The sequence below is a fragment of the Planktothrix rubescens CCAP 1459/22 genome, assembly GCA_904830895.1.
In the GTDB taxonomy this organism is placed as follows: domain Bacteria; phylum Cyanobacteriota; class Cyanobacteriia; order Cyanobacteriales; family Microcoleaceae; genus Planktothrix; species Planktothrix agardhii.
The window spans coordinates 3126180-3152485 of sequence record LR882958.1 but is presented as its reverse complement, the minus strand read 5'-3'; the positions used below and the strand labels follow the sequence as shown (position 1 = coordinate 3152485).

The 26306-nt window shown below is 37.3% G+C and carries 17 protein-coding genes and 2 pseudogenes; 10 read left to right on the top strand and 9 right to left on the bottom strand.

Annotated elements, in window-relative coordinates; translation table 11 throughout:
* The first annotated feature begins 9 nt into the window (after nt 1-9).
* Nucleotides 10-780 (top strand): peptidoglycan editing factor PgeF, encoded by a 771-nt coding sequence (gene pgeF, locus NMG86_RS14770; protein ID WP_026797949.1) that lies wholly within the window; start codon nt 10-12, stop codon nt 778-780.
* A 73-nt stretch (nt 781-853) separates the two neighbouring features.
* Nucleotides 854-1459, top strand: coding sequence for a CPP1-like family protein (locus tag NMG86_RS14765; RefSeq protein ID WP_026797948.1), 606 nt, complete (start codon nt 854-856; stop codon nt 1457-1459).
* A 211-nt stretch (nt 1460-1670) separates the two neighbouring features.
* On the opposite strand, the gene ftsH3 is transcribed toward NMG86_RS14765, so the two are convergent.
* Nucleotides 1671-3509, bottom strand: a complete 1839-nt coding sequence (ftsH3, locus tag NMG86_RS14760; RefSeq protein WP_026794256.1) for an ATP-dependent zinc metalloprotease FtsH3 — start codon at nt 3507-3509, stop codon at nt 1671-1673.
* Nucleotides 3510-3758: 249 nt separating this feature from the next.
* Here ftsH3 and NMG86_RS14755 point away from each other — a divergent pair, with 249 nt between their 5' ends.
* Nucleotides 3759-13562 (top strand): FkbM family methyltransferase, encoded by a 9804-nt coding sequence (locus tag NMG86_RS14755; protein WP_052338739.1) that lies wholly within the window; start codon nt 3759-3761, stop codon nt 13560-13562.
* A 361-nt stretch (nt 13563-13923) separates the two neighbouring features.
* Here NMG86_RS14755 and NMG86_RS14750 read toward each other — a convergent pair whose 3' ends face one another.
* The gene (locus NMG86_RS14750) at nt 13924-15432 is read right to left on the bottom strand and encodes a UbiD family decarboxylase (protein ID WP_026786322.1); all 1509 of its coding nucleotides are present in this window, start codon (nt 15430-15432) and stop codon (nt 13924-13926) included.
* 179 nt (nt 15433-15611) lie between these two features.
* Here NMG86_RS14750 and NMG86_RS14745 point away from each other — a divergent pair, with 179 nt between their 5' ends.
* From NMG86_RS14745 to NMG86_RS14735, 3 genes are read left to right on the top strand one after another with little or no spacing between them, the layout of a single operon-like run.
* Nucleotides 15612-17078, top strand: coding sequence for an RNA polymerase sigma factor (locus tag NMG86_RS14745; RefSeq protein ID WP_052338738.1), 1467 nt, complete (start codon nt 15612-15614; stop codon nt 17076-17078).
* A 20-nt stretch (nt 17079-17098) separates the two neighbouring features.
* On the top strand, nt 17099-17371 hold the full coding sequence (locus tag NMG86_RS14740; RefSeq protein WP_026786323.1) for a hypothetical protein: 273 nt from the start codon (nt 17099-17101) through the stop codon (nt 17369-17371).
* Nucleotides 17365-18273 (top strand): CHAT domain-containing protein, encoded by a 909-nt coding sequence (locus NMG86_RS14735; RefSeq protein ID WP_081694484.1) that lies wholly within the window; start codon nt 17365-17367, stop codon nt 18271-18273. Before NMG86_RS14740 ends, NMG86_RS14735 begins: the two co-directional genes overlap by 7 nt.
* A gap of 216 nt (nt 18274-18489) precedes the next feature.
* Here NMG86_RS14735 and NMG86_RS14730 read toward each other — a convergent pair.
* The 3 genes and pseudogenes from NMG86_RS14730 to NMG86_RS14720 all read right to left on the bottom strand — a co-directional run.
* Nucleotides 18490-19123, bottom strand: a pseudogene (locus NMG86_RS14730) (ISAs1 family transposase); the annotation flags it as partial.
* Nucleotides 19124-19142: 19 nt separating this feature from the next.
* Nucleotides 19143-20201: an IS630 family transposase gene (locus NMG86_RS14725; RefSeq protein WP_042152127.1), complete on the bottom strand. Its 1059-nt coding sequence runs from the start codon at nt 20199-20201 to the stop codon at nt 19143-19145.
* 70 nt (nt 20202-20271) lie between these two features.
* Nucleotides 20272-20583, bottom strand: a pseudogene (locus NMG86_RS14720) (transposase family protein); the annotation flags it as partial.
* Nucleotides 20584-20826: 243 nt separating this feature from the next.
* Here NMG86_RS14720 and NMG86_RS14715 point away from each other — a divergent pair.
* A complete protein-coding gene (locus NMG86_RS14715) occupies nt 20827-21852 on the top strand; it encodes an ABC transporter permease (protein ID WP_026797946.1) in 1026 nt (341 codons plus the stop codon).
* Here NMG86_RS14715 and NMG86_RS14710 read toward each other — a convergent pair.
* Nucleotides 21849-22712 (bottom strand): DNA-methyltransferase, encoded by an 864-nt coding sequence (locus NMG86_RS14710; RefSeq protein ID WP_052338737.1) that lies wholly within the window; start codon nt 22710-22712, stop codon nt 21849-21851. The genes NMG86_RS14715 and NMG86_RS14710 overlap by 4 nt on opposite strands.
* A 124-nt stretch (nt 22713-22836) precedes the next feature.
* Between NMG86_RS14710 and NMG86_RS14705 the strand changes: the two genes are divergently transcribed.
* On the top strand, nt 22837-23169 hold the full coding sequence (locus NMG86_RS14705; protein ID WP_026786327.1) for a type II toxin-antitoxin system RelE/ParE family toxin: 333 nt from the start codon (nt 22837-22839) through the stop codon (nt 23167-23169).
* The gene (locus tag NMG86_RS14700; protein WP_026797945.1) at nt 23156-23488 is read left to right on the top strand and encodes a helix-turn-helix domain-containing transcriptional regulator; all 333 of its coding nucleotides are present in this window, start codon (nt 23156-23158) and stop codon (nt 23486-23488) included. Before NMG86_RS14705 ends, NMG86_RS14700 begins: the two co-directional genes overlap by 14 nt.
* Before the next feature lie 41 nt (nt 23489-23529).
* On the opposite strand, the gene NMG86_RS14695 is transcribed toward NMG86_RS14700, so the two are convergent.
* The 3 genes from NMG86_RS14695 to NMG86_RS14685 all read right to left on the bottom strand — a co-directional run bounded on the left by NMG86_RS14695 (nt 23530) and on the right by NMG86_RS14685 (nt 25925).
* Nucleotides 23530-24753 (bottom strand): FAD-dependent oxidoreductase, encoded by a 1224-nt coding sequence (locus NMG86_RS14695; RefSeq protein ID WP_199918651.1) that lies wholly within the window; start codon nt 24751-24753, stop codon nt 23530-23532.
* Entirely contained in the window at nt 24750-24923 is a 174-nt protein-coding gene (locus NMG86_RS14690) for a hypothetical protein (protein ID WP_158442160.1), read from the bottom strand. The genes NMG86_RS14695 and NMG86_RS14690 overlap by 4 nt, the downstream gene beginning before the upstream one ends.
* A gap of 99 nt (nt 24924-25022) precedes the next feature.
* A complete protein-coding gene (locus NMG86_RS14685) occupies nt 25023-25925 on the bottom strand; it encodes a vitamin K epoxide reductase family protein (protein WP_026797943.1) in 903 nt (300 codons plus the stop codon).
* Nucleotides 25926-25985: 60 nt separating this feature from the next.
* Here NMG86_RS14685 and NMG86_RS14680 point away from each other — a divergent pair, with 60 nt between their 5' ends.
* Nucleotides 25986-26285, top strand: coding sequence for a response regulator (locus NMG86_RS14680; protein ID WP_043939172.1), 300 nt, complete (start codon nt 25986-25988; stop codon nt 26283-26285).
* Nucleotides 26286-26306 lie beyond the last annotated feature (21 nt).

Sequence of the window (26306 nt, the reverse complement as noted above, 5' to 3'; positions counted from 1 at the left end):
CATAATTTTATGCACACTTGGCATTGGCAAACCTGGAATGGATTACCCTATTTAACCTGTAGTTTGCTTAAAGATTGGCAACATGGCTTTTTTACCCGTTCTTTTAGTCCTCGAACTCCTTCGGACTTAGTGGCTGTTTTACAACCTGCGGTTCCAGTGTATCGAGTTAAGCAGGTGCATGGGAATGTAGTGTTAAAAACGGGAACTGTTGACCCCTTGGATAATTTAGGATCACAGGAAATTCCTTTGATGGAAGCGGATGGTTTATTTGCGGAAAATTCCTCGGAAGCGGTTTGGGTAGCTACGGCGGATTGTGTTCCGGTGTTAATTGCGGATGCTCAAACCGGAAAGGTGGCTGCGGTTCATGCGGGCTGGCGGGGGACGGCCGCTAAGATTGTTCCAGAGGCGATCGCTCATTTTCAAGCCCAGGGTAGTCAATTAGAGGATTTACGGATCGGATTAGGGCCAGCGATTTCGGGACAGGTCTATCAAGTTTCCTTGGATGTGGCGACCCAGTTAGCCCAAAGTTTGGTTTGTGATATAGGGGGATTAGAACCAGTCTATCAACTCCCTAATTCCCCCCTAATGACCGATCCTGACCCGGATAAAGTCCGTTTAGATGTGCGACGGTTTAATAGTTTACAACTAGAACAGTTAGGGATTACACCTGAACAAGTGGCGATCGCTCCCCATTGTACCTATCAAGACCCGGAGGCTTTTTTCTCCTATCGTCGGGAACAATTGAAACGGGTTCAATGGTCAGGGATTGTGAGTCAGTAGAGTTAATAGATCAACGGTTTGGATCGAGATTGAGTTAAGCTTACAATTAATAAACGGTATAAGAAAAAGTCTGATGAGCGAGCAAAGTCCCTACGAACAGCTTGGGGTTACCCTTGATGCCTCCTTTGATGAAATTCAGGAAGCTCGAGATCGCCTAAAACAGCAATATATTGGCGAAGTTAAGCTGCTGCAATCTATTGAAGCGGCTTATGATGCCATTTTGATGGATCGGTTGAAAATGCGACAAGAGGGCAAAATTAAAGTCCCGGAGCGAATTCGTTTTCCCGAACGAGTGGCCCCAACTCCGCCCTCTGGTGTTCAACCTGTGGCGAATTCAAAACCCAATTGGTTAAGCCAACTGTTGGATACTCCCAGTCGTGCTGAGTTATTATGGCCTTCTGGGGTATATGTCACCTTGGCAGGTTTGAGCCTTTATTCGGGTTTTGCTACCTCATTATTACAACTAACTTTAGCCTTGGGTGTGGGATCTTGTCTTTATTTCCTCAACCGGAAGGAAAATAAGTTTGGTCGAGCGGTTTTACTGACCGTTGCGGGTTTAATTGGGGGGTTAATATTAGGAAGTTTATTGAGTTCACTAGCAGGAGCGATCGCGGTAGAACGATTTATTGCTTTTATTACTTTTATTGTTTTGTGGCTTGTGGCTTGCTTTCTGCGTTAATTCCCCAGGGTTTGAAGTTACCAGAATTAGGGAACAGCCCCCCCAAACCCCCCGTACACGGGGGGCTAGGGGGGGAGGGAATAGGGAAAAAAAGACTTTAGCAGTCTTTTTCCTAACTGTTAGGGGCAACTGGTATAAAAATAGGGCTATATTTCTGTTCCCAGAAATAGCCCTATTTTTATTTAAACTGATTTAATTTTTAGGATTTGAATTAAACAACTGACGCCATTTTGACTTCATTATTGGCTAACAGTTCTTGCAATTCATCAGCATCCACCGTTTCTTTATCAATTAAAACATTGGCTAATTGATTTAAAACATGGCGGTTTTCTACTAATACTTGTTTTGCCCGTTTATAGGCGGCATCCACCAGTATACGAACCTCGGCATCAATAGTTGAGGCGGTTTCTTCGGAAAAATCCCGTTCCGACATAATATCCCGTCCCAGAAACACATTCCCCTGTTGACGACCTAAAGCCACGGGGCCAAGGCGATCGCTCATCCCATAACGGGTAATCATTTGACGGGCCACCCGAGTCACCTGTTGTAAGTCATTGGACGCTCCGGTGGTGACTTCTTCTTCCCCGAAGATAATTTCTTCAGCTACCCGGCCACCCAAAGCCACGGCCATTTGATTTTCCAGATAGGAGCGGCTGAACAAACCGGAGTCCATACGTTCTTCACTGGGCATAAACCAGGTTAACCCCCCGGCCCGACCGCGAGGAATAATACTAATTTTCTGTACAGGGTCATAGTCGGGCATTAAGGCCCCTACTAAGGCGTGTCCGGCTTCGTGATAAGCGACTAGGGTTTTGCGTTTTTCGCTCATCACCCGATCTTTCTTCTCAGGGCCAGCTAACACCCGGTCAATGGCATCATTGACTTCATCCATTGAAATTTCGGTCAGGTTACGACGGGCGGCTAAAATAGCGGCTTCGTTTAACAGGTTGGATAAGTCCGCCCCGGTAAACCCAGGGGTACGACGGGCAATTTTATCCAAGTCCACATCTTTAGCCAAGGTTTTGCCCCGGGCATGAACTCGCAGAATTTCTGCTCGGCCGTTATAGTCGGGACGGTCAACCACAACTTGGCGGTCGAAGCGACCCGGACGCATTAAGGCGGAGTCGAGGACGTCGGGGCGGTTAGTCGCGGCAATAATAATAATTCCGTTATTGCCTTCAAACCCGTCCATTTCGGTTAATAACTGGTTTAGGGTTTGTTCGCGCTCATCGTTACCACCGCCTAAACCTGCACCCCGTTGACGACCTACGGCGTCAATTTCATCAATAAATACGATACAGGGAGCATTGGTTTTCGCCTGTTCAAACAGGTCACGCACCCGGGACGCACCCACACCGACGAACATTTCTACAAATTCCGAACCGGAAATACTGAAGAAGGGAACACCCGCTTCTCCGGCTACGGCTTTGGCTAATAGGGTTTTTCCGGTTCCTGGGGGGCCAACTAATAAGACACCTTTAGGAATTTTTGCACCCACGGCCGTAAACCGATCGGAATTTTTCAGGAAGTCCACGACTTCGCTAAGTTCGAGTTTAGCTTGCTCGATACCCGCCACATCTCCGAAGGTGACTTGGGTTTGGGGTTCCATCTGGACTCTAGCTTTGGACTTGCCAAAGTTCATAGCTTGGCTACCCGGGCCATTCTGAGCGCGACGGAGTAAGAAAAATAACCCCACTAAGAGTAAAACGGGGAAAAACAGACTGCTCAGGGCTTTGAACCAGAAGCTTTCATCGTTTTGGGGTAAAACAGAAATATCAACGTTATTTTCGGTCAGAATATCGATCAGGGCCGGATCGTTGGGAAGGTTAACAATGACTTTATTCCCATCCTGGGCCGTGACTAGGGCTCTGGAGCGATCGGAACTGAGACTGACCCGTTCAACTTTATTACTCTTGACTTCTTGAATAAAGGTACTATACTTCCAGCTTTCCCGGGTTTGGGGCTGTTTATCAAAAAAAGCAGTTGCTAATGCTAAGACTACAATGGCAAGCAGGGCGTATAACCCCGCATTTCTCCAGCGTTTATTCACCGAGGTCTATCCTCCTACTGTTGCGGCGAGTCTACAGGACTCATTGTTATGGTATTGTTACTAATCTTAACGTATTTTTCATCAAGACTGGTGGTAAAGCTAGAGATTTGATGATCACGGGATGGGGACTGGACTCAAAATCGGCAGGGAGAATTGGGGAGAAATGGCTCAATTAATTTCCTAGGGGCTGTTTCAGTCTTCAGATTTATGCAGCAAATCTTTTTAATAAGTGGGGACACAATCTGAATTATGAGCGATAAAAACGAATATCTTCTCAACTCTGAACTGAACCAAATTATCCCGGCGGAAATCAAGCATGATGAATTTTACACCTGGATTCAAAAAATTTCCCGTGAGGAGAAGATTCAAACCGTTTTAGAAATTGGTTCATCATCGGGTGGGGGAAGTACGGAAGCATTTGTCAGAGGGTTAAGGGATAATCCTGAGCATCCGACGTTATTTTGTATGGAAATTTCTAAACCTAGATTTATTGAACTGCAAAATAAATATACTACCGATTCTTTTGTCAAATGTTATAACGTTTCATCCGTTTCCCTTGACCAATTTCCCCAACCCCAAGACGTTATAGATTTTTATACATCCCATAACACCGCCCTGAATCAATATCCTCTTGAGCAGGTTTTGGGATGGTTGCAACAAGATATTAACTATTTAAACTATTCGGGAGTAACCCACTCTGGAATTCAAAAAATTAAAACTGAAAATAATATTAAAAACTTTGATGTGGTGTTAATTGATGGTTCTGAATTTACCGGAAAATCAGAGCTAGAAGATGTTTATGGGGCAAAATATATTTTACTAGATGATATCAATAGTTATAAAAATCATTATAATTATCAGCGATTACGGCAAGACAAAAATTATCAACTTATTGCCCAAAATATGGATCTAAGAAATGGCTATGCGATATTTAATAAACAAACAAAAAATGATTTTAATTTTAAGGAAGAACTATTAGAGCAATCCTTAGTCAAGAGATTAGTTCGTCCCAATATGGTGATTTTTGATGTGGGAGCTAATATTGGGAACTATTCAATTTTATTTAGCCAATTAGTCGAAGATCAGGGAAAAGTATATGCTTTTGAACCGACATCTAGCACATTTTTAAAACTTAAGCAGCGCATTGAAAATTATGGCTGTAGCAATGTTTTTGTATTGAAAAATGCTGTTTATTGTGATAACACAACAGTTGATTTACATGAGTTTCCTGAAGAATATGCAGCCTGGAATAGTTTGGGCGTACCCCAAATGATTAATCCCAAAACTCACAAGGATTATGTTCCTATTGTACAAACAGAGAAAGTTGTAGCGATTACACTAGATTCTTTTTGTGAAAGCCATAATATTCAGAAAATTGATTACTTAAAAGTTGATGTAGAAGGAGCAGAAATTGATGTTTTAAAAGGGGCAAAAAAACTATTAGAACAAAGAAAAATTAACTGGATTCAGTTTGAAATTTCTCAAAAAATGTTAGAAGGACTGAATCGTAAATCTGGAGAAGTTTTTGAATTTTTAAAATCCCATAATTATGAATGCCATCAAATTTCAGAAGATGGGGGAATTGGGGAATTATCTGAAGATTCAAGTTCTTTCTATGAAAACTACATTGCTTTTCCTTCATTACCGATTCACTTTTTTACCATTGTTCTGAATGGTGAACCTTTTATCCAATATCATATTGATGTTTTAAAGCAGTTAAATTTTAAATGGCATTGGCATATTATTGAAGGAGTTGCGGATTTAAAACAGGATACAGCCTGGAGTTTACAATTTGGCGGAAAAATTACGGATGATTTACATGATTTCGGGCGCAGTAAAGATGGTACAACAGCGTACTTAGATCAACTCAAACAACAATATCCTGATCAGATTACTATTTATAGAAAACCAGAAAGACAATTCTGGAATGGCAAACGGGAAATGGTAAATGCCCCTTTGGTTAATATTCACGAAGACTGTTTACTCTGGCAAATTGATGTTGATGAACTGTGGAAGGTTGAACAAATTTGTACCACCCGCCAAATGTTTTTAGAAAATCCAGATAAAACGGCTGCTTGGTATTGGTGTTGGTATTTTGTTGGGGAAAATCTGGTCATTAGTAGTCGTAATTGTTATGCCGAAAATCCTCAGCAAGAATGGTTAAGAACTTGGCGGTTTAAACCTGGAATGCAATGGTTAAGTCACGAACCCCCGCTTTTAGTTCAACCCTTAACCAATGGTCAGTGGCAAGATATCGCAACTCTGAATCCTTTTTGGCATCAAGAAACAGAAAAAAACGGTTTAGTGTTTCAACACTTTGCTTATGTGACCCCCGAACAAATCAAAATTAAAGAACAATATTATGGTTATCAGAATTTGATGGTTAAATGGTTGAATTTGCAGCAACAGCAACAATTTCCTGTGGCTTTAAAACAATATTTTGATTGGGTAAAAGATGAAACTCTGGTTGACCGTTCAGAAGGATTAAAAATTAATCCCCTTTGGACTCCAACTCAACACCAAAAGTCCCGAACTTGTAAAATTATTATTGATGGTGTATTTTTCCAAATTTGTAACACCGGAATTGCTAGGGTTTGGAAATCCTTACTAGAAACTTGGTCTACCCAGGATTTTGCTGAACAAATTATTGTCTTAGACCGGGAAGGGACTACGCCCAAAATTCCTGGGATTAAATATTATCGAATTCCCGAATATAACTATGATAAAATTGAGGAAGATCGGCAATTATTACAAAAAATATGTGATCAAGAAAATGCCGATCTGTTCATTTCAACCTATTATACCACTCCCCTAACAACACCTTCGGTTTTTATGGGATATGATATGATTCCAGAACAGTTGGGACTGGATTTAACTATTCCCATGTGGCAAGAAAAACATCATGGAATTAAACACGCATCCGCCTATATTACGATTTCTGAAAACACAGCCCAAGATTTAGTTAACTTTTTCCCTAATATTAATAAAAATCAAATTACCGTCGCCCATTGTGGTGTTCCGGCTGTTTTTTCCCCCGCAACTCCAGGAGAAATTCAACAGTTTAAATTTAAGCATAGCATCAATAAACCCTATTTTATTTTAGTCGGTCAACGTTTGGGTGCGGGAGGATATAAAAATACTTTATTGTTTTTTAAAGCCCTAACTCAACTCAAAAATAATCGGGATTTTGAAATTGTTTGTGTCGGAGGAGAACCAACTTTAGAAGCAGAATTTTATCCCTATATTCAACAGTTTAGAATTCATTTATTGCAACTGAGTGATCAAGAATTGAAACAAGCGTATTCCGGCGCAACTGCATTAGTTTATCCCTCTAAATATGAAGGGTTTGGAATGCCAATTATAGAGGCGATGGCTTGCGGTTGTCCGGTAATTACCTGTCGAAAAGGTTCAATTCCAGAAATTGCCAAAACAGCAGCTTATTATGTTAATGAAGATCGGGTTTTAGAAATGCTGCAAGCATTAGAAGAAATTCAAAAATCCGAAATTAGTCAACCTTTAATTAAAGCAGGTTTACAACAATCTTCTCAATATTCTTGGTCAAAAATGGCTGCAATTATCCAAAATACTTTAATCAAAACTATGCAAAACTTAAAACCAGAAAAAAAACAGCTTAATTTTCAAGATTTTACCTATTCCAAACGCAGTCATTTTAATCAATTTCAACGGTTTAAAGCCTATAGCAATATTAATCCAGATGCTTGTGATCTAAAAATTTATCAAGATTTATTAGTCTATAACTTTATTACCCAAAATTTACCCAAAGGTTCAAAACTATTAGAAATTGGTGGGGGAAATTCTCGGGTTTTAGAAGCATTAAAACAGGACTATGAATGCTGGAATTTAGATAAATTTGAAGGGGTAGGAAATGGCCCGAATCAAATTCAAAATTATGCTAACTCCCGTATTGTTTTAGACTATATTGGCAACTTTAACTCTGAACTTCCTGATCAATATTTTGATTGTGTTTTTAGTATTTCTACCCTAGAACATATTTCTGAAAATCAAACAACTTTTGATAAAATTACCCAAGATATTGATCGAATTTTAAAACCCAACGGTTTTTCCTTACATTGTTTTGATGTGGTGGTTAGACCCGCAGAAGTTTGGACAAATCAATTTTTGCCCTATTTATTTAAGACCCAAAAAACCTTAAATTCTATGATTGATTTTGATCAAATTAAACTTGATCCTGATTTATATGGAATGTCAGAAACCGCCTATCGTCAATTTTGGCAACCCACTACAAAAACATCCTATCAAGAATTTGGTCAACCGATTTCCTATAATATTCTCTGGCAAAAATCAGCAATAAATTTTAGATCTGTATCTCCTCAAGTGATTATTTCTTCATCTTTACCTAAAATTTCTATTGTTACCCCTTCTTTAAATCAAGGGGAATTTTTAGAGGAGTGTATTGATTCGATTTTGAGTCAAAATTATCCTAACTTAGAATACATTATTATGGATGGGGGAAGTACGGATAATTCAGTTGAAATTATTAAAAAATATGATAAGTATTTAACATATTGGCAAAGTCAAGCGGATGGCGGTCATTATGTGGCGGTGAATGCAGGATTTAAAAAAACAACGGGTGAAATTATGGGATGGTTAAATTCCGATGACAAATATCATCCCGATGCTTTTTATAAACTGGCGGCGACATTTGGGCACAATAAACAGGTGGAATGGGTAATGGGAATTCCGACGGAATGGGATCGTCAAGGTCAACACATTCCACGCCAATTTCCTATTCCAAAATGGACAAGAAAATTATTATTAGAAAAACAGGAAGTTATACAAAATCAACAATTACAACATACTTGGATTCAACAAGAAAGTACATTTTGGACGCGATCGCTTTGGGAAAAAGCCGGATCAAAATTACAAACAAATCTCAATTTAGCGGGGGATTTTGAACTGTGGTTACGCTTTTCTCGTTATGCTCCTTTGTATTTATTGAGAAGTTTAATTGGCGGATTTCGTACTTATGATACTCAACGTTCTAAAATTTATCGAGAGCAATATTATCAAGAAGTGAAGCAAATTGTTCAAGAGGAAATACAATTAATTCAGCAAGGGAAATATACTTCAGAACAGCTATCTCCTCCTGTAATTGTGTTGAAAGATCATCAAGTTTTAGCCTTAAAACAACAGTCATTAACTCAACCTCAAATCAAAGTTTCTGCGATTGTTTCCACCTATAATTCGGCATCAATGATGTCGGGAAGGTTAGAAAATTTAGTTAATCAAACTTTATTTCAACAAGGAAAATTAGAGATTATTGTTGTTGATTCCGGTTCCCAGGAAAATGAAAGAGATATTATTTTAGAGTTTAAAAAGCAATATCCTGACTCGATTATTTATATTAAAACTGAAGCAAGGGAACCAATTTATCAAGCGTGGAATAGAGGAATTGCGATCGCGCGGGGTGAATATATCACTAATCAAAATACCGATGATCGTCTCAAATTAAATGCTTTAGAACGATTATCTAACTATTTAGATGAACATTCAGAAGTCATATTAGTACACGCAGATCAGCAAGCGGTATCACCAGGAGAAACTGTTAATTTAGAGCAATTAAATGGCAAACCTCACTGGAAATGGCCGGAATTTTGTCGTTTAAAATTATTATTTTCAGCCCAAGTAGGTTCTCAACCAATGTGGCGAAAATCTCTACATAATAATTACGGATTATTTGATCAAACTTTAAAAGTTCGAGGAGATCAGGATTTTTATATTAGAATTGCTAATGGGGGAGAATTCCATTTTATTCCCGAAATCTTAGGGACTTTGAATTTATCAGAAAATTCCTTAAGTCATCAACAAGATTTAAGTCGGGAAGAAGAAATATTAATCTTTAAAAGATATACCTCCTCACGGGAAAAATTAGCTCAATTTTTGAATCATTCTCAAATTCAACTAACTGATCAAAACTATCAAATTTTAGTCAATAATTTATCCTGTGATTTAGCGAATCAAGTTTTATCACAGTTTCATCTACCGTTTTATATTAAATTAATCACGGAATTATTAAACTCTGTAGTTGAATTGGGAACCTATCAACAAACAGTACAAACTAATTTATTAAGAATTTGGAATCGATTTTCTGACCCAGCCACCCGATTTCAATTTATGAAAACATTATCACCAGAAATCATAGAAACTTGTGATGAGCAAATTCAAATTAAAGGGGAGGGAATGGAAAAAATTGATCCTGCTCAAATGTATATTAATTTATCTAAACTTAGTCAAGTTAATGCACCTCGAATTGCTTCGGTTTTTTCCGCTCAACCTCGACCCTTTTGGTCAGTAATTATTCCCAGTTATAACGGTGAAAAATATATAGAACAGGTATTAAATAGTGTTCTGACTCAAGCACCGAGTTCTGACGAAATGGAGATTATTGTTGTTGATGATTGTTCAACTAATCTAAAATTTGAAGCTCTAGTTAAAACCTTCGGTAAAAATCGAGTTCAATTCTATCGACAACCGCAAAATTTAGGGTTAATTCCTAACTGGAATGATTGTATTAAACGGGCGACGGGACAATGGATTCATCTTCTACATCAGGATGATTTAGTCCTACCTGGATTTTATCATCAGATGCGACAATTATTAGAAAAAGAACCCACCGCCGGGGCTGGATTTTGTCGCCATTATTATATTGATGAACAGGGAAAACAACGCTCACTTTCTGCTTTAGAACAGGAAACAAATGGGATTATTTCTAACTGGTTAGAACGCATTGCTGTGATGCAGCGTATTCAATTTGCTGCTATGGTGGTTAAACGCAGTGTTTATGAAACATTAGGAGGATTTTCTGAAAATGCAGGTTCCGCCGCCGATTGGGAAATGTGGAAACGAATTTCTACCTATTATCCTGTTGCTTATGAACCCCAACCTTTAGCCTGTTATCGTTTACATTCAACTTCAGAAAGTTCTCGGTTAATTTCAATGGGAGCCAATATTTCTGATACTTTAAAATCCATTGAACTCTCTCAATCCTATTTACCCGAAAATCAAGCGGTTATTTTATCAAATAAAGCCAGAGAACATTATGGTTTGTATGCTATTAATACCGCTCAACAACTGTTAACTCAGGGCGATGCTAATGCGGTGATTGCTCAAATTCAAGAAGCATTAAAATGTAGTCAATCTGATACAATTAAACAGGCAATTATTGGGTTATTTAGTCCTCAACAACAACCCAAAGCTCAAATTAAAACTTTAACTCCGGCTCAAATTTTGGCGGAAGTTTCCCGTTTAACCGAAGAATACAAAACCACCAATAACCCAGATTTTATCCTAAATTCCCTGCGTCAAATTCGGCAAATTGTGGCTCAATATTGGTTAGGTTTAGAATCAGAGAATTTAGAAAAAGCCTATGGAGGAGAAATTGGTCAAGCCCATAAAATTATACTCAATAGTGGTATAAAAAATGAAGCATTAACACCCCTAGAAAAAGCTCAAGTTCAAGATTGGTATGCTTATCTAAAACAGGGACTCAATCAACCGAAAAGCATACAATATTTATTGGCAATTATCTTGTATAGCTATCCCTATCAATTATCCCCTAATTGGTATATTCAAGCCCCTATTCCTAAATGGTTTTTACCCGACTATTTCGAGTTTATGTTAGCAGTCCCTCAGTTTTTCCAAGAATTAGGAGAAGCTGAACTATATTATCGTTATTTGGAAAATTGGATTACCTATATTCATGAGCGGTTTACCAGTCATCCTGAGTTTTCAATTTGGCAAGAATTAGCCTGGAAATTCACCCAAATAGCTAACTTTATTCCTTTATATTTTAATACAGCTAATCTCAAAAATATTTATATTAAACGGGCGGAAATTATGGAATTTGCCCTAACTCATTTAGGTTATTCTTTAGATTATCAATTTCCCCAACGTCCAAATCGTCAGAAAATCCGCTTAGGAATTCTCAGTAACCATTTTCTACCCCAAACCGAAACTTACTCAACTTTACCTGTTTTTGAGTATTTAGATTCAACTCAATTTGAGGTGATTTTATATACTCTACAATCGAATAATCATCCCCTAGAAAAGTATTGCCAAAGTCGAGCAGAACGCTTTGTAAAACTGCCTAAAAACATCTCAGAACAGGTGCAATTAATCCGTAATGATGATTTAGATATTTTGTTAATTGGAACCAATGTAACGGCCGTTAATCACGGGATAACGCTCTTAGGATTACATCGGTTAGCCCGGATTCAAATCACATCAACATCATCCTGTGTAACTACAGGAATGCGGAATATGGATTACTATATTTCAGGAACTTTAACAGAAATAAAACAGAATCCCCAAGCCCAATATCGGGAAAAATTAATTCTTTTAGAAGGGACGGCGCACTGTTTTAGTTATTATGCAACTCCCCCGGAACCACCGCAAGTTACTCCAACTCGTTCTGGTTTAGGAATTTCTGAACAGGCGGTTGTTTTTATCTCCGGTGCTAATTTCTATAAAATTATTCCTGAACTTCGAGAAACTTGGGCTAAACTATTAGCAAAAGTTCCTAATTCGGTGTTGGTTTTATATCCATTTAACCCCAATTGGGCATCTCAATATAGAGCGCTTCCCTGGATTAATAAGTTTAAAGAAGTTTTAACTAAATATGGTGTTGATCCGAGTCGTTTAATTATGATTAAACCCCAAGGGAGTCGCAGCGATATTAAAGAATATCTGAAGTTAGCGGATATTTATTTAGACTCCTATCCTTTTTCTGGGGTAAATTCTTTAGTTGATCCCTTAGAAGTGGGTTTAGTTCCTGTTGTCCGAGATGGGGATATTATTCCTAATTTTTCCCCGACAACATCCCAAGCGGGAGAGGTTTTTGTCGTCCGAGATATTGGTTCATTCCGTTCATTAATGGCGGCTTCTTTGTTGCGATCGCTCTCTATTAATGACTTAATTGCCAATGGTGAAGAATCCTATATTAATCTAGCCACAAACCTTGCTAATAATCCTCAACTTAGACAACAAAAGCGCCAAGAAATTCAACAAAAAATGCAGCAGAATCCTGAATTTTTGGATAGTCGAACCTACTCAAATAAAATGGGTATAATTTTCCAACAGTTATTCCAAACTTGGCAACAAAACCAACCCAACTCGCCATCTATTCAACTCAATAGTCGAGAAGCAATCCAACAGTATTTATCGGATTTGGTGACTCATATCAATCATTATGAATTAGAACCCAATAATCAAGTAATTATTAATCAGTTGCGTTCTATTCGGAAAATAATGGTGGAACATTGGTTAAAAATTCTACCCGAACAGTTAGAAAGAATGTATACAACAGATTTAGGAAAAGGATATCAAATTCTCTTAAATCGAGGGATTCAACGGGAACTATTAACCGTAGAAGAAGAACAATTTGTTAACCAAATTACTCAACAGGCGATTGGACTTAAACAGTCTGATTCTTTAAATCATTTAATGGTATTAATGTTATATTATCCCCCTGGAAAAATGGTAGTTGCTAATGCAAAAACTCGTTTACCTGAATGGTTATTAAAAGAATATCAACGGGTATTTGAAAATCCGTTAGTTGTGGAAAAAGTACAGCCTTTAATTGTTACAAAAAATCTACCGTTAACCGATGCAGAATTATTCAAAAATCGGTTAGTTGGATGTGTTAATTTATATAAAATTGATCCGGCTAATGCTGCTATTGTTGAGGATTTACGTCAAATTCGCCGACAATTTGCTGATTTTTGGTTGGGTTTGGAAACCATACAATTAGAATCTGTTTATCAAAGTTCAGTGGGTCAAGTCTATCGAACCCTATTATATAGTGGGTTTTCTCAAGAAAATTTAACATCTACAGAACAGCAATTCATTAAAACCTTAGCCTCTCAAATGAATCAAGGATTAAATGAAATAGACACCATTAAACCTCTATTGGCGGTGTTATTATATTGTCGCCCTGAACAATTACAAATTCAGGATCTTTCTCGTTTACCGCAATGGTTTCGTTCAGATTATGAACAGTTAACCCATCAATAAACCAATAATGTTGTTACGCCGTTGTTGCACCGTTGTTGCGCCGTTGTTGCACCGTTGTTGCACCGTTGTTGCACTTCAGCGCATTTCTTCTAAAAATGGTCATAATGTTGTTGCACCGTTGTTGCGCTTCAGCGCATTTCTTATAAAACCTGAAGCATCAACAACAATTTTTCTATAAATGCGAATAATTATGAACACCTACTTAAACAGACCCCGTTTTTAGGCTTTAGCCTGATAAGAGGTGCGCTGAAGCGCAACAACGGCTACTTAAACAGACCCCGTTTTTAGGCTTTAGCCTGATAAGAGGTGCGCTGAAGCGCAACAACGGCGCAACAACGGCGCAACAACGGTGGCTACATTTTTATCTGATATCGTAACCAAATAAATTTGGGTCTACTTCGGTTAAATTCAGATCATTTAATCCATATTCTGCCCAACGTTTTGTCACCATTTCGGCTGTATCAATATCTGACTCTAAAGGTTCTCCCCATTCGTGATTGGTTTCAGGAGGTATTTTTGTAGTTGCATCTATCCCCATTCTTCCCCCTAATCCGATTTTTTGACTAGCAAAATCTAAGGTATCAAAAGGCGTATCTGGAAGAATAAAAACATCCCTGGAAGGGTCAACTTTTGAACTAATTGCCCATACCACTTGTCGCGGATCTCTAATATTAATACTCTTATCCACAACTATCACAAATTTGGTATAAGTAAACTGAGGTAAGGCACTCCAAAACGCTAAAGCTGCCCGCCTTGCTTGACCCGGATAAGCCTTATCAATGGAGATAATTGCGGCTTTATAACTCAAGGCTTCCATGGGTAGGAAAAAGTCTACAATTTCCGATACTTGCTGTCTTAAAATCGGGGTATAAATCCGGTTTAATGCGATCGCCATCATTGCTTCTTCTTTGGGAGGACGACCGCTAAAAGTCGTTAAATAAATTGGATCTTGACGATGGGTAATACAGTTAAATCTAACTAGGGGAGAATCTTCCACACCCCCATAATATCCCATGTGATCACCAAAGGGCCCATCGGGTAATATTTCTCCAGGGGTAATAGTTCCTTCTAATACAAATTCCGAGTCCGCCGGAACTTCTAAATCGACTGTTTTACACTTAGCTAATTGTACGCCAGAACCCCCATATAATCCCGCAAATAACCATTCCGATAAATCAACAGGAATGGGAGTCGCCGCCGCCATAATAATTAACGGATCTACTCCTAAAGCGATCGCAATTTCTAATTTTTTTCCCTTCTCCGCCGCCTTGCGTAAATGTCTAGCCCCTCCTCTTACTGATAACCAATGCACGGTCATAGTATTTTTAGATTGCAATTGTAACCGATAAACTCCGACATTTGGGGTTCCAGTTTCACAATCTTTAGTAATTACTAATCCCAAAGTAATAATTTTCCCCGCATCTTTAGGATAGGGACGAATCATCGGAATTTGGTTTAAATCAACATCATCTCCTTCAATGATAATCTGTTGACAAGGAGGGAAAAAGTTACGCCCAGGTTTAGCTTTAACTACATCAAATAAAACCTTACCAAAATCAATCGCTTGGGATATTTTTTTCGGGGGTTTAGGTTGTTGTAACATTCCTAATTTTTTCCCCAATTCCTCTAACTCTTGGGGTTTTTCCATGTTCATTGACCAACAGACCCGTTGTTCTGTCCCCAATAAATTCACAGCCACCGGATATGGTGAACCTTTGACATTTTCAAACAATAATCCAGGGCCACCTGCTTGCAACATTCGGTTAGAAATTTCGGCAATTTCTAAGTCAGGATCAACTAAAGTTTTAATCCTTCTTAATTGTCCTCGTTCTTCTAACAGTTTTAAAAAGCCCCTTAAATCTCTCGCCATTGTGTTTAAGAATTTTTACGTCTATTTTTATATTATGACAGTTTTTAACAATTAATGCGACTCCATGCCAAAATTATATAGGTAGATATAATTATTTTTTTAAAATCAATGCTATAACTAACTTGAGGGGAATATATCCTTTTTAAAATCATCCACTTTTCACCTAACCAGGTTTTGCTATGCCATTATCAGAACCGCCAGAAGCATTGCTCAAGCGTTATCTTCAAGGAGATAGGGATGCTTGTCGAGAACTTTTGAAAGATCCTAAATATTATCAACTCTGTCAAATCATAGCCAGGAAAAAATTTTCAGGACAGTCCCACAACTGGGAAGATGCGGCTCAAACAGCATTTGAAAAAGTGTTAATAGAAGCTTTAAGAGGTAGATTCACCCAAGGAGACCTAGAACAATTTAATCATTGGTGTTCTAGGGTCGCCTCGAATTGTATTATAGATTTACTGCGTAAAATTAAAACAGAAAGTAAATTTTTAAAAAATAAAATTCCAGAGATTATTAATCATGTTCCTGATATCGGAGAAGATTTAGAAACAACCGATACAAACGCTCAGATTCAAAAAGCAATTATTTCTGTAGACCAAGAAAATCCCAAAAAACAGCATTTTTATTCCCCTGCTATTTTTGATTTTTTCAATGGGAATACACCGCCTCGCTATGTAATAATTGTCACGGAACCGGAATTGGAAATCGACGAAACACCGGAATGGCAAGTTATTTCGGTGATGTTACTGTCTGTAAAAACTGACTATCTTAGTTCAACTAATCTCTTAATTCCAACAACAATTTCCGGTTTAGAACAGGATGTAATTGCGGAAACTTGCAATGTAATTCCGATGCTAACTTGTAATTTATTAAAACCTGTAGGAAAACGATTATCTCGGAAAATATATGACATTTTGTTAGATGTGGGAGACTTTGAACAAGGATTTATTGAAAAATCTTCTAGTTTAGAAGAAATTTTGGCTTTGGGTTTGAACAAAGGAACTATAAATAACCCCGAATTTCATCAACAGGAATTAGCCTGGAAAACTATATTAGAAGTTCCGGTGGCTGCTTATCATCTCTATGTAAAAGCGGTATTAAACTTAGATGAAACCTTATTATTAGAACAACTCAAGGCAAAAGTAACAACACAATCTATACCCTTAAATCAATGGTTTGAGGGAATTTTTCAGACAGGATGGCAAACTTTTGAGGAGGTTTTTGGAATATTTTCTGCAACTCCCGCGTTAGAAGGATGGAGAGGTAAATCAAACCCTGATTTCCCAGGAGGTGAAGCAGAAATAACCCAGATTGAAACCTTAGTTGAACAAATCCAAATCACCGAAGATGATGACATTCTTTGGAATGCTGTAGCAACTTTGCGACAGTTACAACCGCACCATTCTGCTTTAGGTGTGAGAAAAGTTAAGTCGATTAATATTCAGGAAACAACCTTAGTTTTAACCATAAACTTGATTTCCAGAGTTAAGGAAGAAGTGCGAATTTTATTAGAAGTTTATTCCACAGATAATTCGCCTCTCCCTAAAGATTTAAAAGTGATAATTTTAAATGATAAAAAAGATATTGTATTGGAGGATACCGCAGAGAATCAAATTGTATCAATTGCGTTACAAGGCTTGGTCTGAATTTAAAGGAAGCAAACTTAATGAATGCTAACCTAGAATATGCTAATTTAAGAGGATCTGATGATTTAATCTTCCGTGAAGGAGTTGATTGGCGGGCGTTTATTTATTCCTTTAAAAAAGTTCAAGTTGAGAACTCTGAAACCGAATTAACTATCCAAAGAATTGAAAATAAAGGCGATGGCGTGTTTATTGTGCGGGTGCAGGTTCCCCCGGAAGCTGATAAAACCAAAATTCATCAAAACTTTACTCAAACCTATCAGGAAACCTTACAAACCTTGGAAACGGAATATTAAGAGCGGAATCTGTTAATTTAAACCTACCCAGAACGCGAGTTAGAATTTTAGCGATTTTAGGAAATAATCAAAATATTAATGTTCAGAAAGATCGAGCTATTTTACAACAGATTATCGGTGCGGATGTGACAGTTTTAGATCAACCCCAACGTTTAGACGTTGATGTTCACCTCCGGGATGAAATTGGCTGGGATATTCTGTTTTTTGCCGGACATAGTTTAACCGAGGAAGAATCAGGGATTATTCATATTAATCCGACGGATTATTTAACTATTTCTGATTTAAAATATTCTCTCCGATTTGCTGTTGATCGAGGGCTGAAATTAGCCATTTTTAACTCCTGTGATGGGTTGGGGTTAGCGCGGGATTTAGCGGATTTACAAATTCCTCAAATTATTGTGATGCGAGAACCCGTCCCTGATACTATTGCTACGGAATTTTTAAAGTATTTTCTCCTAGCATTTTCTAAGGGAAAAACTTTATATACAGCCGTGCGCGAAGCTAGAGAAAAACTCCACGCTAAAGAAGATCAATATCCCTGTGCCAGTTGGCTGCCAATTATTTTCCAAAATCCCTCAGAAATGCCTTTAATTTGGGATGATTTGCGGGGTTTATCTTCAACAATAACTGATGGTAAAACCAGTTTAGAAGATTTAGCAAAATTACGAGAAATATTTGAACAAAATCTTGATTTATCTCCTTTAGAACAGGCGAATATTTTAGAGCAATTGCAAGCGTTAGTTCAAATTGTGCCAATGCCTCCCTCGGAGCTTAAACAACGTTTAGGAAGTCAATCTTTAATGGTGATTAACGGGACAATTTCTGATTTACCAGCTACTTCTATCTTAAAACATGAGGGTCAAAAAACCCCCCCCCAACCCCCAGGGCTGTTTCATGTTTGAAAATTATAGCCTACTTTTGGGTCATAATTCTCAAACATGATAGCTATTTTCCGAATAATTAATATTTCATATAATTGCTATATTAATATTAATTATAGGAAATATCATTTAAACAGCATAAATATTCTTATTCCCTACGGAGTAAGACTTACATTCCCGATTTTTATCTATTTTTCCTAAATTAATTGCTCTATTGTTTCAGTTTTAACTTTCGGATTAAGAGATAGCCACTAATTTCTCCCAATGATTTCCTAACCACCTTCTTCCCTCTGTTATTGACAAAAATCCTAAACCTCTGAAAATATTCAATCCTAGGGTGTTGAGCAGTGCCCAATTAGTCGCGGCTTGTACTTGATGAATTTTCATACTATCCTCTTTAAATAACACATCTTTTACCCAATGAACTTGATTCTCAATCCCCCAATGCCCTTTAATTTTTTTGGAAAAAAAATCCGCCTTTTCCCAGATACTACTTATATAATAAACCGTTTCTCTATAAGGCTTTTTTCCTCTGTATCCCCACCTTTCTACCTGAATTATACAGTTTGATTTGATTCTTTTTAACCGCGATTAAATAATCGTTTTCACTCTCGATAATCTTTCGGACTGTGGTGACATTACAATGTAACGCATCCGCAGTTATTAACTTTCCTTTTAGACCACATTCTTCTATTATCCCTTGGGCTACAGCTTGTTCTGAACCGGTTTTACTCTCGAACTTTTCCGTCGCTAATACTAATCCGGTTTCTTGACTAAATAGAGATACCATTATTACCATGTTTTGCTGCTGATTGCCTGGGTCTTTTACCGTACTTCTTAAACTTTTTCCATCTATTGCTAATCCCTCTATAGCAATCCTAAATGATTTTCTATATATAAGTATACTGATGAATTTTGGGAAAATCAAATTTATGTTCCTTAGTAAAAAACTCGAACAAAAATTTGATAATCTTAAACGACCTGCATAAATACCAATACTTCCTCAAAAAGTTTTTCGCTTGTAACCAAATATCTTCAACCGGATTTTGTTGCGGAGCATTAGGAGCAAATAAAATACAAGTAATTAAAAAATCATCAGGTTCTTTATCACCATTTATTTCTGATAAAAATTCTCTAAATTCTCCAAATCTATGATAGCTCGCTCCATCCCAAATTAAGATAATTCTCTTGTTTTTATATTGGTTTTGTAAGTATTTTATAAATTCAATTGTTGATTTTCCATCCCCAGATGGGTAACTTTTAACATGGAATCTTTTGCTTTGATAATTCAGTGCTCCAAAATAAGTTTGTCGCTCTTTTTCATTGGTAATTGGAACTTCAATTCTTAGATTTGATTGACCCCAAACGTAGCCATTAACATCTCCATGAAGTAGATGACATTCATCTAAAAAAAATACTATTACTTCCCCCGATTCTATGCCAGCCTTTTGTTTTGATAACATCTCATTAATTTCTTCTCTCTTTTTTTTTACTTGCTCTTCGTTAAATTTTGGATTCACCTTTTGAGACTTCTTCCAACTAATATTTGCCTGGTCAAAAAGTTTATAGTAGCTTTGTTTCGATTTATATATTACCCCAAATTCTTGATCCACATAAGTAACTAATTCATCTAAATCCCAATACTTTTTATTCTTTAACCACTCAATTACTTCTGTTTTTTCTTGAATACTTAAATACCCTTTTGAGCCTTTATATCCTAGTTTTAATCCAGCGATTCCTTTGACTTTAAAAACTTTTTTCCAATGCCCAACAAAAAATTCGCTTACACCTAAAATTTGGCTGATTTCACGGTAAATTTTACCGGTGAGTGCCATCCTGACAGCTATTGCTCGTTTTAGTTCTCTTGCCGAAAGATTACTCTCAATTAAAATTTCTAATTCAGCTATTTCTTTGTTCCGCTCTTTTTCTGCCTGTTGTAAGTCATTCATAATTTTTATTGTCATAATCAAGTAGTGTATATCATTATATCATGCTCTTGATAATGATTTAGGACTGCTATATTCCCTTTAATTTAGGAGAATTCTCTCTTGACCATTCTTTTACTATTTTGCTTAAATCCTTCTCGTCTACTCCTCTCATCACCCTCCTTATTGTTGAATAAGATGGCATTCCTTGGCTATAGATATTGAATGTTCTTTTCAGGATAACTTCGTTGGCTTTGACAAAATATTCCATCTCTCGATATCCTTGATGCCCTGACATCACCCCTAAAACTACTACTAATAGCACTTCCCATAAACTATACCTTTTTCCCTGATTTTTTCGGAAATCCTTGACTTCTTTTAAATTTTCTATTAAACTTGTTAGCATCTTTATTTTAGAAAAAAATGGTGATCGCTCTCCATTTTATCAGGTGGCGATCGCTCTTTCTTTACTCTTTTTCACCTGACTTTGAAACAGCCCTGCCCCCAACCCCCCTTAAAAAAGGGGGGCTTTGATGAAGAAAGTGCGATCGCGTCCTTTTAACAGGGTAATTATTTTTTATTTGGGGTGAATTGTAAGTTTATTGATCCAGAGGCTTTAATATAAGTCTAAAGTGATTTTTAGTCGATTATGTCTCGTTCTAAAGCTTTACAATATTACGTTTTTAGTCGTTTACTGTTAGCCCCCTTAATGCTGTGGACAATTACCACCGTGGTTTTTTTGCTGTTACGCGCCACGCCGGGTGATCCGGTGGATGCGATTCTTGGCCCCAGGGCGCCAGAAGCCGCAAAGGAGGCTTTGCGATCGCAATTGGGGTTAAAAGGTTCCATATTGCAACAATATTTTGAGTATATGGGAAAACTCCTACATCTGGATTTAGGCACATCCCTCACCAGTCGCGGGGAAACGGTTTGGCAAATTATTCAAAATCACTTTCCCGCAACGGTTGAACTGGCTTTATTTAGCATGATGGTGGCTTTGGCGGTGGGAATTACCGTTGGGGCCGTAGCCGCGTCCCATCCCGATACGATTTTGGACACGGGGGGCCGTTTATTCGGAATTATTACCTATGCAATTCCTCCTTTTTGGGCGGGGATGTTGTTGCAATTAATTTTTGCGGTGCAGTTGGGTTGGTTTCCCCTGGGAACTCGATTTCCGGTGACAATTCCTACTCCTGAAGGTTGGAGTGGTTTGTATACCTTGGATAGTTTATTTACGGGAAACTTAATGCAGTTGGGAGTCGCACTTTATTACCTCTGTTTACCTTCTTTAACTTTGGGTTTATTGTTAAGTGGTATTTTTGAACGCATTGTGCGAGTTAACCTCAAACAAACTTTAAAAGCCGATTATGTAGAAGCGGCTAGGGCCAGAGGAATTCCCGAATTAAGAATTGTTTTAGCCCACGCTTTAAAAAATGCGATGATTCCGGTAATTACGGTTTTAGGTTTAACTTTTGCAGCGTTATTAGGGGGGGCAATTTTAACGGAAGTTACCTTTTCTTGGCCGGGATTAGCTAATCGTTTATATGAAGCCATTAGTTTCCGAGATTATCCAACGGTGCAGGGAATTGTTGTCTTTTTCGCGGCTATTGTTGTTGCTGCTAGTATTCTAATTGATGTGTTGAATGCCTGTATCGATCCGCGAATTAGATATTAAGATAGTTGAGGTGATGGGGGAATAGAATCCTGATTAAGTGCGCTGGTATCTAGGGGCAGTTGCAACTGGAATCCATCCACTTTTTCAATCCGATTCCTCGCAATTTCACAATATTCTGGACTAATATCAATTCCGATAAAATTTCTCCCCATTTGTTGAGCAACTTTGCAAGTTGTCCCACTTCCACACATCGGATCAAGAATCAAATCCCCAGCATTTGACCAAGAATAAATATGATCCCTCGCTAATTCACAGGGAAAGGGTGCAGGGTGATTTTTTGCTTCTTGATCTTCGAGATTTTTTCCTACAACATATTCCCAAATATTCCCTTTAATTTTTTGATTCTTTACAGGTTTTGCCATTTTTGAACGTTTTTGATGATCTTTTGAATAATTTTTATAGGTTGTGCCATTCAGTTCTAATCCGGCGTGTAAACAGTCTATCATTAAGGCGTTATGGGTAGCAACCTGACCTTTACTTAAAACAAACATATATTCAAATTCATTACTATATCTCCGTCGATAAATTTGAGGGATGGGATTTCTTTTTTTAAAAATCATCGTATCATGAAGATTAAAACCAATTTCTTTAAAAAATATCGCCTGTTTAAAGCTAGTTCCAGTTTCACTTCCGTCAATGGTGGCATCAGCAACCACCCAAACCATAACCCCACCTGGTTTAATCACACGGTATAATTCTCTAGCAATATCTTCAAAGGGAAATACAAAACCTCTGTATTTTCTGAGGTTATCATAGGGGGGAGAAGTTAACACCATATCAATACAGTCATTCTCGAAGTTTTTCATCACTTCGATACAGTCTCCTTGGACTATTTTATTAATAAATTCAGTAATAGTCATCGAGCTTAAATTTTTGATCATTATCCTAATATAACCCATCCCTATTGTTAACTATCCCAAAATTTGCCTCAAAAATGGATTGTTTTGATAAAATTGGGGATGAGCGATCGCTATAATGATCATTATGGAAAGTCAACCTAGGGAAATTCAACGTTATGTTACACCAGAAGGTAAAGTTCCGTTTGCAGAATGGTTAGACTCTCTGCGGGATCGAAAAGCTAGATTGAAAATTCAAACTAAGTTAAGACGAATTCATTTAGGAAATTGGGGAGACTATCGTTCATTAGGTGAGGGCGTTTATGAATTTAAAATCAATTATGGCCCTGGTTATCGGATCTATTTTGGACAAGTTGGGTTAACCCTAATACTCCTTTTATGTGGTGGAGATAAAAGCACTCAACAACAAGATATTGAAAAAGCCAAAGAATACTGGAGAAACTACTATGCAAGACGTTAAAACTCCCATTAGTGATAGCTGGAAAGATGCTTTTATAGAATCTCTCAAAGATCCTCAAGAAGCAGCAGTTTATTTAGAAGTTGTTTTAGAAGAAGAAAATCCTGAACCAAAACTACTACTCGCCACAATTGAAGATATCATGAGAGCTTTTTCTAGTCAGCATCTTTTATCCGAAGAACTGATTAAAAAGCAAGAAAAAATTTATGACTGCTTAACAGTAAGCGGTTGTACAGAAATTTATACTTTTGTTGAATTACTTAATATTTTAGGGTTTAAAATCTCAATTCAGGTGAAAGAACCAGAAATAGAAGGAGATTAAGAATAATTGATTTTGAAAAAGTCTTGGCGGGTTTAGAAATATCAATTCATAAAAATTTTTTGAATTCGTTGTGCTTCTCTTAATCCTGATAAATAGGCTCCATGAACGGTTGCTGGGTATTGACGAGAGGTGGCTTCTCCAGCGAAAAATAGCATATTATTAACTGGAGAGGCTAAACTATCTCGTTCTTTTGCCGTTGTTCCCTGTGGAATATAGGAATAGGAACCCAATGTATAGGGGTCAGAACTCCAACGAGTGACTAATATTTCTTGGGGGTTAGGAATAGAATTACCATACATTTCTCGCAAAATTGCCATGATTTTATCGGTTAATTGTTGTTGAGTCATGGTTTCTAAACTGCGGGCAAAACTCCCTCCGGTTAAAGCCATTAACATCGGAGATGAGTTATAATAATTAAAATTCAGAAATACTGTAAAGTTGGGGCTACTTTTAGGCAAATATCCTAGAAATTCATAATTTTTTTCCCAAAAAACTTTAGGGAATTTAACTACAACTTTATTTAAAACTCCCATGTTTAATTTCTGAATTGCCGTTTTTTTATCCTGGGGTAATTCTGGGATAAAGTTAACTTTATTGGCTTTTAATACGCCTAATGGTACGGTGATTAATACCGCACTTCCCTGAAAATTACCTTGAGGAGTTTTTACAGTAACTTGTTGATTATTATATTGAATTTCAGTAACGGGATGTTGAAGTTTAATCTCTAGTCCTTGGGCTAAGTTTTGAATAATTTGCTCATAACCATTAGGAAAAAGATAATCCTCTCCGCCAAAAGCTTCATCTTCATCCAATTCCCAAATTGAAAGTTTTTCTAAGTCTGCTCCTGTCTCAATTAAAATTTCTGAAGTTAATAACCAATTGACTAATTTAGCTTGACGGGGTGATAAGTTATCGAGTTTAAAAAAGCGGTTAACAGCTTGATAAACTGAGACATCTTGTTCTTGATTTTCACTCCAAGATTTAGCCCGGGCTATAATTTTTTCATACAGAGATTCAGCTTGTTCTAATTCAGAATCTTGAATTTTATTTTGATTATTCGTATATAAATCTACATGATAATAATTGGTTTGTTTAATAGCAATATTAAAGTCATGGGCTAGTTTTCCAATCGGATTATTTTGAATTCCATGAATCCATGACGCGCCTAAATCGACGGGAAAACCTAATGTTTTATCTGTATAAATTCTACCCCCAATGCGATCGCGGGCTTCTAAAATAGTAACTTGAAATCCTTGAGATTTCAAGGTTTTCGCCGCTGCAATTCCCGCAATTCCCGCACCAATATAATAACATTTTCTGAAATAGCTTGAGAGTTATTTTGACAACTTGACCAAAGGGGAAAAGAAGCAGCAACTAAAGCACTCAATTGTATGAAATTGCGACGAGATCTGTTGAAATTTGGTAAAAACTGCATAAATTCTAACCCAATTAGATTCCGTTGTTGCGCTTTAGCGCATCCCCATAGGAATTAGCACTAAAGTGCAACAACGAAGTTTGTAGATTTTAATTGATATTAACGAGTCCCAAAAGCCCGAGATCCTTTATATCCTGAAACCTCTGATAACTTTTCTAAACTCTGAATTCCTGTATACATTTTACCCTTAATTTCCCAGGTGGGATAACTTTCAATATTCTTGGCTTTACACAAATCAAGTTGAGGATTTTTACCTTCTTTGTCACACTCAATATAAGGCATTTTATCTACTGCTTGTTGACCAAATAATTGCTTTTGATCATGACAGTGACCACACCAAAAAGCCCCATACATTTTTGCCCCAGACTGGGTTAAATATTCAGCCAGTTCAATATTCGCCGGGTCGGATATTGTGGTAATGTTAAACTGACTTTCTTCAGCGCGAGGGCTATTAATTGGAGCATATACCGCTAAGGTTCCAATTAATGTGATCATTGCTACTACTACCGCAATAAAAAATAGTTGACCTCGATCTTCCCAATCTTTACCTAATAAAACTAAAAGGAATAAACTGATAGAACAAATGGCAGAAGCAGTACAATAAATACACAAGGCTTTAATGACAAATGCCATTATATACATCAGATAAAAGCTGAAAATCATCATGGCAGATGCTTGAGCAAACATCAATATCCATGTCCAATCTTCTGTTTTGGTTCTTAAACTTTTTTGAGTTTCTGTATTAATTAACCAAGGGGAAACTGCCATCCCTGCCATGATAATATAAGCCACTAACCCAAACAAAGGCAGGGGTAAACCAAAAACAATGGCATAGGGACTTTCCAGAACTTGATCGCAACCTGTTGTCGGACAAGCCGCACTTCCTCCTGTCAGTTTAACAAAGGTTAAATAGGCGGCAATTACTGCACCAAAAGCAGCTACACTAGCAATGATAAATCTCGATTTTTGATGAATCCAAGGAGTTGAACGTCGGCGAATCATAGCAATATTTTTGTAGGTTATACTGGAAAAAATTTTATATCCTTTTAGGGATTTTAAACCATGAGAATTTTGTTGGTGGAAAATGAACCAGATTTAGGGGAAGCCATTAAACGAATATTAACCCAAAAAGCCTATATTGTAGATTGGGTTCGGGATGGTATAGAATCTTGGGATTATTTGGAAAATCAATGGACACAGTACACTTTGGTTATTTTTGATTGGTTATTACCAGGCTTATCGAGAATTGAACTCTGCCAAAAGCTACGACACCAAGGCAGTTTGATTCCTATTCTAATTTTAACAGCAAAAGATACCGAAGCCGATAAAATTATGGGGTTAGATGCTGGAGTGGATGATTAAATAGGTTGTAATATTTTATCG